This window comes from Nonomuraea sp. NPDC050680 (assembly GCF_040654555.1).
GTDB lineage: Bacteria > Actinomycetota > Actinomycetes > Streptosporangiales > Streptosporangiaceae > Nonomuraea.
This window is the reverse complement of sequence record NZ_JBFAIF010000008.1, coordinates 61886-76892: the sequence shown is the minus strand read 5'-3', so window position 1 is coordinate 76892 and position 15007 is coordinate 61886. Positions and strand designations below refer to the sequence as shown.

14 protein-coding genes are annotated in these 15007 nt (G+C 68.0%); 5 read left to right on the top strand and 9 right to left on the bottom strand.

Annotation, left to right across the window (positions count from 1 at the left end):
- Positions 1 to 8 precede the first annotated feature (8 nt).
- The 3 genes from AB0H88_RS26345 to AB0H88_RS26335 form a co-directional block, all read right to left on the bottom strand.
- A complete protein-coding gene (locus AB0H88_RS26345; RefSeq protein WP_357648781.1) occupies positions 9 to 437 on the bottom strand; it encodes an Rrf2 family transcriptional regulator in 429 nt (142 codons plus the stop codon).
- 156 nt (positions 438 to 593) lie between these two features.
- On the bottom strand, positions 594 to 1055 hold the full coding sequence (locus AB0H88_RS26340; RefSeq protein ID WP_357648779.1) for an NUDIX domain-containing protein: 462 nt from the start codon (positions 1053 to 1055) through the stop codon (positions 594 to 596).
- Positions 1056 to 1153: 98 nt separating this feature from the next.
- Complete coding sequence (locus AB0H88_RS26335) at positions 1154 to 2185, bottom strand: hypothetical protein (RefSeq protein ID WP_357648777.1); 1032 nt, start codon at positions 2183 to 2185, stop codon at positions 1154 to 1156.
- Between the two features lie 173 nt (positions 2186 to 2358).
- On the opposite strand from AB0H88_RS26335, the gene AB0H88_RS26330 reads away from it, so the two are divergent.
- Together AB0H88_RS26330 and AB0H88_RS26325 are read left to right on the top strand one after the other, a co-directional pair.
- Complete coding sequence (locus AB0H88_RS26330) at positions 2359 to 3318, top strand: GntR family transcriptional regulator (RefSeq protein ID WP_357648775.1); 960 nt, start codon at positions 2359 to 2361, stop codon at positions 3316 to 3318.
- 189 nt (positions 3319 to 3507) lie between these two features.
- The gene (locus AB0H88_RS26325) at positions 3508 to 4587 is read left to right on the top strand and encodes a BtrH N-terminal domain-containing protein (protein ID WP_357648773.1); all 1080 of its coding nucleotides are present in this window, start codon (positions 3508 to 3510) and stop codon (positions 4585 to 4587) included.
- Positions 4588 to 4621: 34 nt separating this feature from the next.
- Here the strand turns inward: AB0H88_RS26325 and AB0H88_RS26320 are convergent, their stop codons facing one another.
- From AB0H88_RS26320 to AB0H88_RS26305, 4 genes are read right to left on the bottom strand one after another with little or no spacing between them, the layout of a single operon-like run.
- Entirely contained in the window at positions 4622 to 6907 is a 2286-nt protein-coding gene (locus AB0H88_RS26320) for a bifunctional polysaccharide deacetylase/glycosyltransferase family 2 protein (protein ID WP_357648771.1), read from the bottom strand.
- Entirely contained in the window at positions 6904 to 7407 is a 504-nt protein-coding gene (locus tag AB0H88_RS26315; protein WP_357648769.1) for a hypothetical protein, read from the bottom strand. The genes AB0H88_RS26320 and AB0H88_RS26315 overlap by 4 nt, the downstream gene beginning before the upstream one ends.
- Positions 7397 to 7840: a DUF1152 domain-containing protein gene (locus AB0H88_RS26310; RefSeq protein WP_357649317.1), complete on the bottom strand. Its 444-nt coding sequence runs from the start codon at positions 7838 to 7840 to the stop codon at positions 7397 to 7399. Before AB0H88_RS26310 ends, AB0H88_RS26315 begins: the two co-directional genes overlap by 11 nt.
- Positions 7753 to 8262: a hypothetical protein gene (locus AB0H88_RS26305; protein ID WP_357649349.1), complete on the bottom strand. Its 510-nt coding sequence runs from the start codon at positions 8260 to 8262 to the stop codon at positions 7753 to 7755. Before AB0H88_RS26305 ends, AB0H88_RS26310 begins: the two co-directional genes overlap by 88 nt.
- A gap of 210 nt (positions 8263 to 8472) precedes the next feature.
- Here AB0H88_RS26305 and AB0H88_RS26300 point away from each other — a divergent pair, with 210 nt between their 5' ends.
- Positions 8473 to 10266: a protein kinase gene (locus AB0H88_RS26300; protein ID WP_357648767.1), complete on the top strand. Its 1794-nt coding sequence runs from the start codon at positions 8473 to 8475 to the stop codon at positions 10264 to 10266.
- A 76-nt stretch (positions 10267 to 10342) separates the two neighbouring features.
- On the opposite strand, the gene AB0H88_RS26295 is transcribed toward AB0H88_RS26300, so the two are convergent.
- Positions 10343 to 11278, bottom strand: coding sequence for an NADP-dependent oxidoreductase (locus tag AB0H88_RS26295; RefSeq protein ID WP_357648765.1), 936 nt, complete (start codon positions 11276 to 11278; stop codon positions 10343 to 10345).
- Positions 11279 to 11701: 423 nt separating this feature from the next.
- On the opposite strand from AB0H88_RS26295, the gene AB0H88_RS26290 reads away from it, so the two are divergent.
- The gene (locus AB0H88_RS26290; RefSeq protein ID WP_357648763.1) at positions 11702 to 13270 is read left to right on the top strand and encodes an alpha-L-arabinofuranosidase B; all 1569 of its coding nucleotides are present in this window, start codon (positions 11702 to 11704) and stop codon (positions 13268 to 13270) included.
- Between the two features lie 106 nt (positions 13271 to 13376).
- On the opposite strand, the gene AB0H88_RS26285 is transcribed toward AB0H88_RS26290, so the two are convergent.
- Entirely contained in the window at positions 13377 to 13805 is a 429-nt protein-coding gene (locus AB0H88_RS26285) for an SRPBCC family protein (protein WP_357648761.1), read from the bottom strand.
- 148 nt (positions 13806 to 13953) lie between these two features.
- On the opposite strand from AB0H88_RS26285, the gene AB0H88_RS26280 reads away from it, so the two are divergent.
- Positions 13954 to 14940, top strand: coding sequence for a DUF1838 family protein (locus AB0H88_RS26280; RefSeq protein WP_357648759.1), 987 nt, complete (start codon positions 13954 to 13956; stop codon positions 14938 to 14940).
- Positions 14941 to 15007 lie beyond the last annotated feature (67 nt).

The window sequence follows — 15007 nt, the reverse complement described above, 5'->3', positions numbered from 1 at the left end:
ATGACGAATTAGCGACGGCCGAGGCTCAGCAGCACCTGCCGGGTCGGCGGCGCGGTCAGGTCCCCGACCGTGAGCGGGTCGAGGCTGGCGTAGAACGCCTCTTGCGCGCGGCGTAGGGCTCCGCGCAGCAGGCAGCCTCGGCTGAGCGGGCAGATCGGGTCGCCGTCGCAGTCGACGACCTCGGTCCCGCCCTCCAGTTCGCGAACGAGGCCGCCGATCGAGGCGGTGCGGGCCGTGGCGGCGAGGCGTACACCGCCACTGCGACCACGGACGGTCTCCAGCAGGCCCAGGTGCTGCAACCGCTGGACCACCTTGGCCAGGTGGTGCCGGGGTACGACGAGGGATTCGGCCAGTTCGTCGATGGTGAGCAGGTCGTCGCGGGTCGCGCCGAGCATGAGGATGCGGAGGCTGATGTCCGTGGAGCGGTTGAGGTACACAGGACGACTCTACTTAAACAGGAATCTGAAAGTCCTCTTTTGTGAGTGACCTCACTGGGGTGAAACCGAACTCGGGGCCACCAGGCCGGCGACAACCGGCACTGTGCAGCCGCCGGCCGAGGCCAAAGGATCATCGCCCGCCGATGGCGCGCCGGGTCAGGCGTGAAGCAGTTCCGTGAGCGGCCCGCGCACATCGGCGGGGTACAGGTTCAGCTGCTCGAACTCGACAGCACTCGCCCATCTGAGCTCAAAGGTGTTGTCCGGCCCGTGGTCCAATGCCTCCTCGCCGGAGAGCGCCGGGACGCCGCTGACGTCACCCATGAGGAAGTAGAAGGCGGGCCGGCCATTGTGTGAGCTGGTGAAGAGCAGCCGGTCGACCTTCCCGGTGAGAGCCGTCTCCTCGTGGAGTTCACGGACTGCCGCACTCTCCGGCGACTCGCCATCCTCCACATGCCCCCCGGGAAGAACCGCGTAGTGGTGCGCGGGACATGACGACCCCCGCCAGCCTGCGGCATCGCACATGACGCACGGGACGCCTGGGCGGCGGCGGAGAAACCGCTTGATGACCAGGACTCGGGTGCCGTCGGTGACCACGGCGACCGCTCGGGGGATCGGCATGAAACGATCATACGGTCAGCCCCGGCGGAGTTCCGTGCCGTGCCGGAGCACATCACGACCCGGCCGCCCAGTCACCCCGCCGGACTTCACCCACGCGTTTATGCCTGCTGGGTTGAGTTGTGGTGCATATTAGCCGCGTGCCCGTAGCCGGCGGGTGCCGGCTCCCGGCGGCGGGCCGCCAAGATGGCCGGCACAGCCAGCAGCGCGGTCACGGCAACCGATACCGCGAGCGCGATCCACGTGGCCGTGTCGGGGTGGATCAGCGACTGACCGCGCAGCGCCTGCCACGCCGTGATGGCGAACAGCGCGGCGTAGCCCAGGATGACGATCCCGGTCAGCTGGGCGCGCGTGCGTTCGACGCGCAGCCAGGTGATCCGGGCCGCGAGGGCGGTGAGAACCAGCACCGCGAGTACGAACACCTGCATGGAGTGCAGGCTGATGAAGTGCGGAACGCGCAGGTCGCCACCCACGGTGCTCCAGTTCGTGATCGGCATGCCGTCGCCGTCGGGGACCCCCACTCCGTGCCCCCCTACCAACGGGACCGGGTTTCCGTAGGCATCCTCGACCATCCGGGGCGGCCTGGTGGCCGTCCCGACCATGAAGGACGCCAACCCCATGCCCATGACGGCCAGCCCGATCCCGGCACGCAGGGCCCAGGTGAGTGCCGTTTCACCGATCCGCTGGAACAGCAGCATGATGGCGATGAGCAGGTTCGCCCCGAACAACCCGACCACGCCGGTGGAGAAGACCACCTGCCCGATCTCGTTGAACGTGTCGGTGCCGGTGTTGAAGTGGCTGTAGGTGCCGCGAGCGGCCTGTACCGCGATGAAGCCGACGTCGATCAGCCCGGCGACGGCCAAGGCCGTTCCGAGGGCCCACATCGTGCGCTTTGCCTTGCGAAGCTTCGGCAACAGCCAGGCGAGTGTCGCGCCATGGATGACGAACGACACCCCGAATTTCAATGGTTTCACCCAGATCGACTGCTGCATGAGCTCGCGACCGTCTGCGAGGAGGCCGAAGATCGCGACGACGATGAGCGCGGACATCGCCGCCACCATGATCATCAGTGGTCGGTGCCATGACCGCACTTCGGCGAAGGAGATGGACGTCGGGTCCTCTGGCCGGCTCATGCGGCACCCGTCTGTCGCATGGATGCGTACGGTGTATCAAGTGTCATGCGTACAGAGTAGCCAGCGGTCGCCGAAAAGCGGGATTATTCTGCGGTTTAGCAAGCTAAAGTGCACTAGTACTGTGGTAATTGAACTAGTACACTAGCCATCTCACCAACGAATCGGGGGCACCCATGTCGTCGTCCACGCAGCGGCCGGACCCGCCATACCGGCGGATCGTCGCGGAGATCCGCGCCCGGATCCTGACCGGCGACCTGCGGCCCGGCGAGCGGATGCCGTCCATCCGGCAGATCGCCCAGCGATGGGGCGTCGCGGTCGCGACCGCGACCAAAGTGATGGCGACGCTCCGCGACGACGGGCTGGTCGAGGCGAAGGTCGGTTCTGGCACGGTGGTCAGCGCACGCGTGAGCCGGCCGCAGCCGGCCGGCCCGAGTACGCCGCTGAAGCCACGGCAGGGCGCAATCACCAAGCTGAACCGGAAGCAGGTTCTCCGTACCGCGATCACGATCGCCGACGCCGAAGGGCTGGACGCCGTCTCCATGCGGCGACTCGCGGCCGAACTCGGCGTCGGTCCGATGTCGCTGTACCGGCACGTGGCGAACAAAGACGAGCTGGTGACGCAGATGGTCGACGAAGCCTTCGGCGAACCGGATCTGCCCATCCCGGGGCCGGAGGGGTGGCGAGCCAAGCTCGAACTGATCTCCCGCAGGCAATGGGAGCTGTGCCGTCGTCACCTCTGGCTGCCGAGGGCCATCTCGTTCACTCGCCCGTCGCTCGTCCCCAACATGATGGAACACACGGAGTGGACCCTGCGCGCACTCGACGGGCTCGGGCTGCCCGTGGCGACAGGGATTCAAGAGGCGCTCACGCTGCACACACTGGTCCTCACCATCGCTCTGTCCATGGCGGACGAGGTCGAAGCGGAGCAGGAGACCGGTGTGACGCTCGACCGGTGGTGGCTGGCCCAGCGCAAGCGGACCGACGAACTCCTCCACAGCGGACGATTTCCACTGCTGGCCGCGATACCAGAGGAAGTGGCGTCGGACCTGAACGGACTGTTCGAGTACGCCCTCGCACGCCATCTCGATGGGTTCGCCGTCCTGGTGGAGGGCCAAGGCCGGACCCGGTCATGAGGCCGCGGTGATCGCAACGAACGATGTTCTCAGGTACACATCCACCTGGGGGGTGCAGTGGGATCGCGTCGGTGTCGATGAAGCCAGTGAAAGCGTCCGGGGGTCCGAGGCGGCGTGCCCGCTAGTGATCGCCTGTAGGGCCCCGCGAGAAGGGCGAACGGGCTTGACTCTTCCTTTGTGGGAGGGTTCATGCTGCTCCCGGCGTTCCGCGCAAACGGCGGCTCCGCCCACGCCGATCGTCCGGCTATCGAGGAGAGCGACATGACCATCGTGCAAGGTATCGAGGGCCGTGGCTTGCAACACTGCGAGACGACGGCCCTGGGGGTGTTGCTGCGGCCTCAGGGACTTGATCTGTCCGAGCCCATGCTGTTCGGGCTCGGCTCGGGCCTGTCCTTCATCTATTGGGACAGCAAAGGCATGCCGTTCCCCTTCCTTGGAGGGCGCGTCAAGCCCTTTGACCTCACCAGAAACCTGGCTGCCAGGCTCGGGCTGACGCTGCAGGTCGACGAGACCACCTCACCACGCAAGGCGTGGGAGAACGTGGCCGCCCAGATCGATGCCGGTCGACCGGTCGGCCTCCAGCTCGACTGCTTCCACTTGGCCTACTTCCAATCCAAGGTGCACTTCGGCGGCCACGTCGTCGCCATGTACGGCTACGACGAGCACGATGCCTACCTGGTGGACACCGCGCAGCAGGGAGGAGCCGTACGTACGAGCCGGACCAGCCTGGCCATGGCCAGGGCCGAACGAGGCCCGATGACGGCCAGGAACCGCTCGTTCTCCATCACCCTGCCGGCGCATGCGCCCTCCTGGCAGGACCAGATCATGCCCGCGATCAAAGCCTGCGCCGACACCTTCCTCGCCGCGCCCATCGCGAACCTGGGCCACCGCGGCATCCAGAAAGCCGCAGGCCAGGTGTCCAAGTGGTGGCAGCGCACGGACGATCCACAGCGTGACCTGCCGCAAGCCGCCGTACTCATGGAGAAGGCCGGCACCGGCGGCGCCCTGTTCCGCGCCCTCTACCGTGACTTTCTTGGCGAGTGTACCGAGCTCATCGACGATGACCGCCTTCGCACAGGTCACCGGCTGTACGCCGAGGCAGCCGCACTGTGGACGAGCGTGGCCGACTTGATCGCGAAGGCCGGACAGGACGGCGACGCGGCCCACCTTGAGCAAGCCGGCGCCATCCTCCACGACCTTTCGCAGATCGAACGGGACGCCATGCAAGTGCTGAGTGCGATCCAACCGCCACTCCGGACAGCTTCTTGACGGCATGGAGCAGACCTGGCGATTGGCACAAGCCTCAGCGCAAGAGGCCGGGAGCGGTGGGTGCGCTGAACGTGCCCTCCCGGCGTACCGTGTGCCAGCGCAGCCGTACGCCCAGCACCGCGGTCGCCAATGACTGGATGACCACGAGGTACAAGAGCTGACGGTAGACGAACTGCTGCAAAGGGAGCACCCACAGGGCCGAGGCGCGCTCGCCGTCCAGGCGGAGCGCGTACCAGCCGGTCAGTGCCTGCACCGCGACGAACCCGGCCCACACCGCGACCACCGGCAGGGGATCGCCCACGGCCGTGCTGTAGATCGCCATGAGGTCGACGACGGGTGCGAGCAGCGGCAGCAGCACCTGGAACAGCGCCAGGTAGCCGAGGCAGCGGCGGCCGAACGGGTCCTGGTCGAGTACGGCGCGGCGATGCTTCCACATCGCCTGCATGGTGCCGTAGCACCAGCGGTAGCGCTGCTTCCACAGCTGGCCGAGCGTGGTCGGGGCCTCGGTCCAGGCCAGGGCCTTCTCCTCGTAGACCACGCGCCATCCGGCCCGGCACAGTGCCATCGTGAGGTCGGTGTCCTCCGCCAGCGTGTCGGTGCTGACACCGTCCAGGGCCACCAGCGCCGAGCGGCGGAACGCCCCGATCGCGCCGGGTACGGTCGCCATGCAGTCGAGCTGCTCGAAGGCACGCCTGTCGAGGTTGAACCCGATGACGTACTCGATGTGCTGCCAGCGCCCGATCATGCCGCGCCGGTTGCCGACCTTGGTGTTGCCGCTCACCGCGCCGACCGTGGGGTCGGAGAGCTGGCGTACCAGGTGGCCGATCGTCGCGGGTTCGAAGACGGTGTCGCCGTCCACCATGATGAGCAACTCGTGCCCGGCCGCCGCGATGCCCGTGTTGAGCGCCGCGGGTTTGCCGCCGTTACGTTGCCGGATCACCCGTACGTTGGCCAATCCCAGCCCGGCGGCCAGTTCGGCGGTCGCGTCGGTCGAGCCGTCGTCGATGACGAGGATCTCCAGCTGGCCCTGATAGGCGGTGTCGGCCAGTGAGCGTACCGTCGCCTGGATCCCCGCCGCCTCGTTGTAGGCGGGCACGATCACCGTCACGGGCGGGGGTGCGGGCCATGCGGGCGCGCGCCCCCTTCGCCGCTTTCCACCTCTGGTACGGCGGGCATGCACCCACGCGAGTACGGCGAAGAAGACCAGTCGCGCCAGCGTGAGCGCGCCCGCGGCGACGAGCACCCACATCAGCGCGTCGGTGAACCATCCGGATGCGCGCTGGGCCATGTTCAACGCTGAGCCGACGAACCGGTCCACTCCGCCGGCCTGCTGCTGTGCCGGTGGCATGCCGAGGGCCTTGGTCACCGTGACCGCCCGGTAGCCCTTGCCCGCGAGCTCCTTCAGGACCAGATCGACGGCCTCGACGGTCTGCCGCCTGTCGCCACCCGAGTCGTGCATCATGACGATCGCACCGCGGCCCCCGGCCGGAAGCGACGAGGTCACGATCTTCCGCGTGCCGGGGCGGCTCCAGTCCTTGGTGTCGAGATCCGCCAGCGTGACGAGGTACCCCTCGGCCGCCAGCGCCTTCATGCTCTCCCACTGCGGGCCCGTGATCGCTTCGGGGGTGGAGGAGTACGGTGGGCGGACCAGGGCGGTGTGCAGCCCGGTCGCTCCCGTCAGGGCCTTCTGCGTCAGAGACAGCTCCAGCCTGAGCCGCCAGCCGGGAACAGCCGCCAGCTCGGCGTGCGTGTAGGTATGGCTGCCCAGCTCATGGCCTTCCGCGACGATCCGCCGAGCCAGTTCGGGGTACTTCGCGACCTTCGAGCCGACGACGAAGAACGTCGCCTTGGCACCGTGCTTCTTCAGGGCGTCGAGCACCGCCGGCGTCCAGGCGGGATCCGGGCCGTCATCGAAGGTGAGAGCGATCGTCTTGTTCGGCAGGTGCGCGCTGGAGGGCTCGCTGCCCGTGAGGTTCAGCACGGGTCCGCCTCGCCGCATCTCCGCGAGCTGCGGGGAAGGGTGGTCGGTGGCGGGCGGAGCGGTGTGCGTCTCGCCGACGACGTTGGTCACGTAACCGTTGAGTACGAGGGCGCCGACCGCCAGCAGCATGCCGATGGCCAGCAGGAACCAGTGGCCCCTCGGGTCGGCTCGCTTGGCGGGAGACGGCGTGGGGGCGGGCGGTCGGGCCTGCTCAGGCTGACCCGCCCACTGGACCGAAGCGGGATCCTGCCAGGCGGAGACCGCCGGGCGGGGCCATACCTGCCGATCTTGGCCGGCTCTGTCCTGGTCGGCTCTGTCCTGGTCGGCGAGGCCGCTCACTTCTTCGGCCCCTTCGTCCGGTCCGGGTCGAGCCCCGGCGGCGTCCTGCTCTGGCCGCGGGGTAGGTCGGTCGGCTCGGCTACGGGCTCGGCTGTGGGTTCGGTGGTCGGCTCCGGTTCCGGTGCAGTACTCGGCTTCGCGCTGGGTGACGAAGACGGGGTCCGTACGGTCTCAGGATCCTTCGACTGTACGGCGGACCGGGTGCTGCTCGGAGTGGGACGCGCTGAGGTGCGGATCGCCGAAGGGGTGGGCCGCTTGGTCCGGCTCGCCCGAGGCGTCGGTGAAGGATCGGGCGAAGCCGTGCTGCCCATCCCGCCCTTGTGATCGCCCGGCCATCCGGTCACCGACAGCGTCGTGTTGGAGAACAAGCCGCCGATGACGACCGCGAGCAGTGCGATGACCAGCACACTGGACGCGATCGAGCCGATCATGATCAGCCGTCGCCGGCGACCGCTCTGGTCGACGAAGACGGCTGTCGTGTGGTGATGCTCAGGAGACACATCGGGAAAGAGTAGTGACCAGATGTAACTTGTGGGGAAATAGTGCGATTTGGGCGGGGTGCTCCCCGAACTCGCCGCGCACGGCCGCCGCGATCGAACCGTTCACGATGCTCGGGTACGCCGGCAGCTCCGCCTGGGCGTGGGCGACGGCGTCGAGGTGGAGCGCACCCGCCTTCGTGGACCTGGAGACGGAGAGCGCGCCCAGGTAGGCGCCGTCGCGTTCCAGGGCCGCCAGGTTCTCCAGGACCTGTACGTGGTTGACGCCGTGATAGGCGTCCACCCCGAAGCCCAGGCAGGCCACGATCTTCTCGGGAACGTCGAGAGCGTGGGCGGCGGCCAGGCTCGTCATGTCCTCGGCCGGGGTGCCGAGGCCGGCTTCGTCGCCGCGCATGAGGATGTCGGTGCCGCCGTCCACCAAGACGACCGCGTCCAGGTCGAGGTGCTCGGCGAGCTTGGCGTACGGGGCGCGCAGCGGGCGGACGCCCACCTTGGGGAAGCAGCGGGCGGACGCCCACCTTGGGGAAGCAGCGGGCGGACGCCCACCTTGGGGAAGGCGTACACGGTCGACGGCTGGCCGTGCGTGGCCAGCCAGCGGGCCAGGCAGCCCTCGGGGAAGTACCAGTCGCGGGTCGTGGTGTCCGGGCGTATCTCCGCCACGTCCTCGAACAGCCAGACGTCCAGGTCGAGGGCGTCGAGGTGGCTGAACGACAGGTTCGCCAGGTGCACCTCCTTGCCGGCTTCCCGAAGAGACAGGGCAAGGGGTAGTCCGGCGTACACGTCGAGGCCTCCGCCCGCGCCGGCGACGAGGATCCGGCTGGAACGCTCAAGCCGGGCGGACAGGGGCGTGCCAAACATGCGTCACATCTTCCCGTAAAGCTGGTGGAAACGCCCGACCCGATCGCTGTCCATGACCCCGCTCCTGCGCGAGCAAGCTGGCCGGGGTGGTTGCCGCTGGTCTTGAGCTCCGCCCTTGGGACTGATTAAAGTCGATGATCGATTCCCGGAAAGAGCCAAGGCTCTGTCTTGGTCCGCCACACGATGCTCAAGGGTAGGAAGTCGCCAGCTGTGCAGCCTCTGCAAGGACAGGACCCCGACCGGATCGCTGACTACCGGCTCATCGGCAGGCTGGGGGAAGGCGGCATGGGAGTGGTCTACCTGGCACGGTCGCCGCGCGGCCGGATGGTGGCGGTGAAGACCATTCGCGGCGATCTGGTGGCGACCCCGGATTTCCGCCGTCGGTTCGCCGAGGAGGTCGCCGCGGCCCAGCGGGTCGGGGGGAAGTGGACGGCCGCCGTACTGGAAGCCGACCCGGATGCGGCATTGCCCTGGGTGGCCACGGCGTACGTCGCCGGGCCGACCCTGCAACAGGTGGTGACGGAGCCGCGCAGGCCGCTGCCAGAGCATTCGGTGCGCGGCCTGGCCTCCGGGTTGTGCCAGGCGCTGGGCGACATCCACGCCGCTGGGCTCATCCATCGCGACCTGAAGCCGTCGAACGTGATGGTGACCATCGACGGACCGAAGGTGATCGACTTCGGCATCGTCCGTGCCTTGGATGCCTCCACCGCCGGGGGCCTGACCTCCACCGGGGCGTTGATCGGCTCGCCCGGCTTCATGTCACCGGAACAGATCCGGGGCGAGAGTCTGACCGAGGCGAGCGACATCTTCTCGCTGGGCACGGTGCTGGCCTTCGCCGCCGCCGGGCGGCTGCCGTTCGACGCGCCGGAGAGTCAGGTGCACGCTCTGATGTACCGGGTGGTACACGAGCCGCCGGACCTCACCGGGGTGCCAGAGTCGCTGCTGGGACTGATCAAGGACTGCCTGGCCAAGGACCCGGCCGACCGGCCGACCCTGGTCGAGCTGCGGGAACGGGAGGATACGCAGTATCGCTCGCTGGGGCCGTGGCTGCCCGCAGAGGTGTTGGCTCGGCTGGGCCAGGAGGCGGTACAGCTTCTCGACCAGGAGGATCCGCGGACCCGGATGATCCTCGCCGCGGGCGCCGCACCCGGCGCGGACCGTGTCACCGAGGCCAGGGCGACGGCCCCGGCCGTCACGCCGCAACCGCCCACTGCCCAGCTCACCATGTCCTTGGCCGGCCCCGTGGCCGAGCCCCCCGGCGACCAGTCGCAGCAGGCTGCTCGGGCCGGGCAGTCGAAGGCACCACGGCCGCGACTGGTCGACGAACGCCGCCGCGCGCGCGGCCAGGCGCTCCCTGCCGACGGGTACCGGGCCGCTGTCTACTGGCTTCTCGCTCTCTTCGCCCTGGCCTCCGCGCTTACGGCCGTCCAGCAACTCATCGTCGTCGTCGACGGAGCAGATCGGGACGGGTTATCCAGCTGGTGGAATTCGCGGTCAGAGATCGAGGACACCGTCTACGTCCTGCTGGGCGCCCAGATCCTTTTCGGCGTCGGGCTGGTGGTGGGCTGGCTGATCTGGTTCGTCCGGGTACGCGCCGTCGCCGAGCGGCTCGCGCCCGGGCAGCTGAGGTACCGCCCGTTCATGGCGGTGGCCGGCTGGTTCATCCCGGTGGGAAACCTCTTCCTTCCCAAACAGATCGCCAACGACGTCTGGCATGCCTCCAGCCCGCCCGGCCGGGGCGGCGGTATGGCCCCCGCCGGCCTGCTGCACACCTGGTGGTTCGTCTGGCTGGCCACCCTCCTGACCTGGCCTCTCTACTGGACCCCATGGACGGAGACCGGCAAGATGCGGTATTCCGGCATGCGGCGGCCCCCCTGGTACGACTTCGAGCCGCTGACCTGGATCATTCTGATCCTGCACGTGCTCGTCGTGCCGGCAGCGGTCGTCGCCGCTCTCTATGTCCGTCGGCTGACCGCCATGCAGGCGGCCAAACTCGGCGACTGACCGCTCGCCACACCGCTGCGAGGGGTAGACCAGGCGGGCTTTCGTCAGAGAAGACGCCGGCCAGCGGGAGTGATCTTTAAAGAGTGAGGACGAGGCGACCGCGGAGGCCGCCTTTCGCGAGGCGTCGGTGGGCGGCGGCGACTTGGTCGAGGGGCATGGTCTCGGCTACGCGTAGCGTGAGGGAGCCTGCTTCGACCAGGGTGGCAAGCCTGGAAAGAAGGACGCCGTCAGCGCGAATCCAGTGGTTGAAGACCCGGATGCCGCGCAGCGGAGCCGGCGCCCCGCCCGACACCAGCGCGGCGAAGGCTCCCCCCGACCGGACCGCGTCGAGGGCGGCCGCTCCGACCACGGCCGCGTCCAGCGCCGCGTGCACACCGCCCGGAACAAGGGAACGGACCGCCTCGCCAAGCCGCGCCGTACGCGGTACGAACAGTTCGGCGCCGAGCCCGCGGACCAGCGGTTCGTCATCGGCTCCGGCGACCGCGACCACCCGGAGCCCGCGCTCGACGGCCAGTTGGATCGCGAAGCCGCCGACCGCACCGGCCGCCCCGGTCACCAGCAGCGTCTGCCCGTGGCTCAGGTCGAGTCCGTCGAGGGCTTGCGCGGCGGTGAGACCGTTCAGGGGCAGCGTGGCGGCTTGTACGGGCGATACCCCCGCGGGCGCGGCTGTGACCGCGTCCGCGTCGATGACGACGTGTTCGGCCTGAGTGCCGAGCGGCACGTCCAGCCGGTCGGACAGGCCGATCACCTGCTGCCCGCGCACGAAACCGGTGACCCCTGGGCCCGTCTCCTCGACGGTTCCGGCGACATCCCACCCGATGCCGATCACGTCCCGCACCGGCAGCAAGCCCGCCTCCGTGAGCGCACCGGACCGAGTGGCCAGATCGACCGGGTTGACCGTCGCGGCCTGGACCCGAATCCGGACTTGACCTTCTCCCGCGACCGGCGTCGGCACGTCCGCGATCTGCAGAGCCTCAGGGCCGCCGAATGCCTGGATGACTACTGCGCGCATGAGCTCTCCTTGTTGTTCCAAAGGGTTCAGGACTTGAGACGACCCTACGGAGAGCTACTCTCTGGCGGGAAGTAGGCACCTCGAGGTGCCTAGCGTACGGACAGGAGCGCGCACCTCGCCGCCGCCCGCGACAACCGTTCGGCTCGGTAGCCGCATAACTCTTCCGAAACCTTGACGCAACATAGGCTTCCGATTCATAGTGAGCCAGTCAACCCATAAACGCGTCTCTGGAGGTCGTATAGCAGCCAAAAATGTTAGCGCTAACAATGTAATCTCCTTTCCGTCCCTGTCGCGATGTCGCAGGTCGGCTGGTATGTCGCTGCGTACATGGTCGTACGGCGGCGTCCCTCGCGTCTTTTGTTAATGACCTGTGCCTGGAATATCGCGACGTCCGCGACGCCCCCTGAAAGGCAGAGGTTCATCATGATTGTTCGGTCCCAATTACGGCAGCTTAAAAAGGTACTGCTGTCCGCGGGTGCGGCCGTCGCGCTCGCCGCCGGCCTCCTGGCCGGGATCTCCACGCCGTCCCAGGCCGCGACGTCGCTGTCGTGTGACATCTACGCCGCCGGCGGCACCCCGTGCGTCGCGGCGCACAGTACGACCCGCGCCCTGTACGGCACCTACAACGGCTCGCTGTACCAGGTGCGCCGTTCCTCGGACAACACCACCAGGAACATCGGCCTCCTGAGTGCGGGCGGATACGCCGACGCCGCCACGCAGGATTCGTTCTGCGCGGGTACGACCTGCGTCATCACCATCATTTACGACCAGTCTGGTCGGGGCAACAACCTCACCCAGGCGCCCCCCGGCGGATTCCCCGGCCCGGCTCCGGGCGGGTATGACAACCTCGCGAACGCGACCGCGGCGCCGACGATGATCAACGGTCACAAGGCGTACGGCGTCTATGTGGCTCCTGGCACCGGCTACCGCAACAACAACACCAACGGCGTCGCGAAGGGCGACCAGCCTGAGGGGATGTACGCGGTCTTCGACGGCACGCACTACAACGGCGGCTGCTGCTTCGACTACGGCAACGCCGAGACCAACAGCCGTGACAACGGCAACGGCACCATGGAGGCCATCTACTTCGGGAACATCAAGGTCTGGGGCTACGGCACGGGCAACGGCCCCTGGGTCATGGCCGACCTCGAGAACGGCCTGTTCTCCGGAGTGAACCCGGGCTACAACGCGAACGACCCGACCGTGAACCACCGGTTCCTGACCGCCATCATCAAGGGCGAGCCGAACCACTGGTCGATCCGGGCCGGCAACGCGCAGTCGGGCAACCTGTCGACCTACTACAACGGAGCGCGCCCCAACGTCGCGGGCTACAACCCGATGAAGAAGGAGGGGGCGATCATCCTGGGCATCGGCGGCGACAACAGCATCGGTGCCCGCGGCACCTTCTACGAAGGCGTGATGACCTCCGGCTATCCGTCGGACGCCACCGAGAACGCCGTCCAGGCCGGCATCGTCGCCGCCGGATACTCGCCGTCGAGCGGCGGCGGCAACCCCGGCGGGACGCTCACCCCCGGCTCGTCGATCTCGCTGCGCGCGACGACGTCCTCCTACACGGACCGCTACATCCGGCACCAGAACGACCAGGCCATCACGTCGGTGATCACCTCGGCCAGCTCGTCTCTCGACAAGAGCGACGCCTCGTGGATCGTGCGCAGCGGTCTGGCCAGCGGCTCGTGCGTGTCGTTCGAGTCGAGGAACTACCCCGGCGACTACCTGCGGCACCAGAACTACCAGCTGTACCGGCAGCACAACGACGGCAGCTCACTGTTCGCCGCCGACGCCACCTTCTGCCCGCAGACCGGCAAGAGCGGTCAGGGCACCTCGCTCGCCTCCTACAACTTCCCGACCCGCTTCATCCGCCACTACAACAACATCGTCTACATCGCCAGCAACGGCGGGTCGAACGCCTTCGACAGCGCCACCTCATGGGCCGACGACGTGAGCTGGATCGTCGAACAAGCCTGGGCATAGATGTCGCCCTCTTGAGTGGAGCCGTCTCCTTGGGGGCGGCTCCACGCCGTTCTCCCAGACCGTCGCAGCCACATGGTCGCGCTTCCGTCCGGATGACAAGTGGGGCCTACCTACGCGACAGCCGTGCTGCCAGGATCCGGGCGCGGGCGAGCTGGACGTTGCGCGCCTGGCCGGCGGCGAACCCGGCCAGGAGCCACGGCGCCGTCAGGTCGAGCCGGTCGCTCATCCGGGTGCCGGTGCCGTCCGGCTCCAGGTCGAAGCGGTAGGCCATGCGAATGCGTCCCGGGCTCCGCACCTCGCCGTGGACGGACAGGCCGTCGGTGTGCAGGGCCACGTCGATCGCGTTGTCGTAGGTGAAGATCCGCAGAAATCGGAACCGCTCGACGGCTGTGTACCGGATCACGCCGGCCTCCGAGCGGTCCACATCGCTGACGGCGACCACGAGGGGAGACAGACCGATGTAGCTCTCCGGAGTCGTCAGGTGCTCGAACACCTTCTCCGGTGTGGCGTCCACGTGGAATTCGTGGGTCAGCACGCTGCTCGACACCTGGCCTCCCGTACCTGCGAGTTCTGTCCGAGAATTGTGGTCAGATTTCTTACCGCCGGGAAGCGCGAAATGATCACGAACGCCGCCTGAGATGATCAGCAGGATCACTGTCACCCCGGCATCCCAGGAGCACCCCTTGTCCAAGCGTCGTGGCTTAACCCTGTCCGCGGCCCTCACCGCGCTGTTCGTGTGCGTCGCCATTCCCGGCGCGGCGGCGGAACAGCAGACAGAGGATCCGACCTATCCGGGGCCGGTCTACAAGACGGTCACGGACAAGAGCGGCATGCTGTCCCTGCAGACCAATGGGCGACCGGACGGGCGGGACATGGTCTTCCGGATCTCGGGAGCCGTCTACGCCAACATCGAGGGCAACGCCTACGACCCGCAGCTGCGCCACGGCCAGAAGCTGTTCAACCTCGAGGGCTACAACATCCGGCGGCTGTACCGGGTGCCCGGCACCACGCAGCTCTACCAGCTCTCCCGCGAGATCGTCTTCTACGCCGACCCCGCCGACCCCACGAAGATCCTGCGGGAGTGGAAGAACCCGATCGACCAGCGCACCTACCCGGTCGTCCCGATCAACAACGACACGGTGAACTTCGGCCCGTTCAACGTCACCTCCTCCTACGTCGGCCCGCCCCTGCGGGAGATGCACGACGAGACCGAGTGGACCAGCGACATCCCGGTACGCACCGACTTCGGGGCCACGTTGGGTGAGCAGTTCGGTCTGGTGAACGGCGTCTACGCGGCCCAGGAGATGTTCGACTTCTACGTCGACGATCGCGAGGTCGCGGCCCGTACGGTCGCGGGCAGCGTCCCCAGGGGCGCGATGGACACCAAGATCAGCTGGGCCAGGACGAGCCCGTGGGCGCCGTTCATGTGCCTGCCGGAGACCGGCGTCCGCGGCCAGCTCACCTACCACGCCCGCAGCTGGTCACTGGATTCCTACCTGGACGTCGAGCCGTGGCTACGCGCGGAGATCGACGCCGCCTACCCGCTCTTCAAGGCCGCTCCCACCGCTCCCGGCCCGAGCGAGAACTCCTGGAGCTCCTTCTACAACAAGCAGCTGGGCAAGGGCGCCACCACGTGGTCCGGCTGGTGCGCCGCCAACGGAAAGGGCTGACCTTCCGGGAGCCGCATTGCACTCTGGCAACAGCCCGGCACAGGGTGTCTGCGCCTCGGGTTCAATG

What these genes read in the sequence shown, in the direction of transcription:
- AB0H88_RS26295 (WP_357648765.1), bottom strand. Translation starts at nt 11,278, where the DNA reads ATGCGCGCAGTAGTCATCCAGGCATTCGGCGGCCCTGAGGCTCTGCAG.
- AB0H88_RS26325 (WP_357648773.1), top strand. Translation starts at nt 3,508, where the DNA reads ATGCTGCTCCCGGCGTTCCGCGCAAACGGCGGCTCCGCCCACGCCGAT.
- AB0H88_RS26335 (WP_357648777.1), bottom strand. Translation starts at nt 2,185, where the DNA reads ATGAGCCGGCCAGAGGACCCGACGTCCATCTCCTTCGCCGAAGTGCGG.
- AB0H88_RS26305 (WP_357649349.1), bottom strand. Translation starts at nt 8,262, where the DNA reads ATGTTTGGCACGCCCCTGTCCGCCCGGCTTGAGCGTTCCAGCCGGATC.
- AB0H88_RS26330 (WP_357648775.1), top strand. Translation starts at nt 2,359, where the DNA reads ATGTCGTCGTCCACGCAGCGGCCGGACCCGCCATACCGGCGGATCGTC.
- AB0H88_RS26340 (WP_357648779.1), bottom strand. Translation starts at nt 1,055, where the DNA reads ATGCCGATCCCCCGAGCGGTCGCCGTGGTCACCGACGGCACCCGAGTC.
- AB0H88_RS26290 (WP_357648763.1), top strand. Translation starts at nt 11,702, where the DNA reads ATGATTGTTCGGTCCCAATTACGGCAGCTTAAAAAGGTACTGCTGTCC.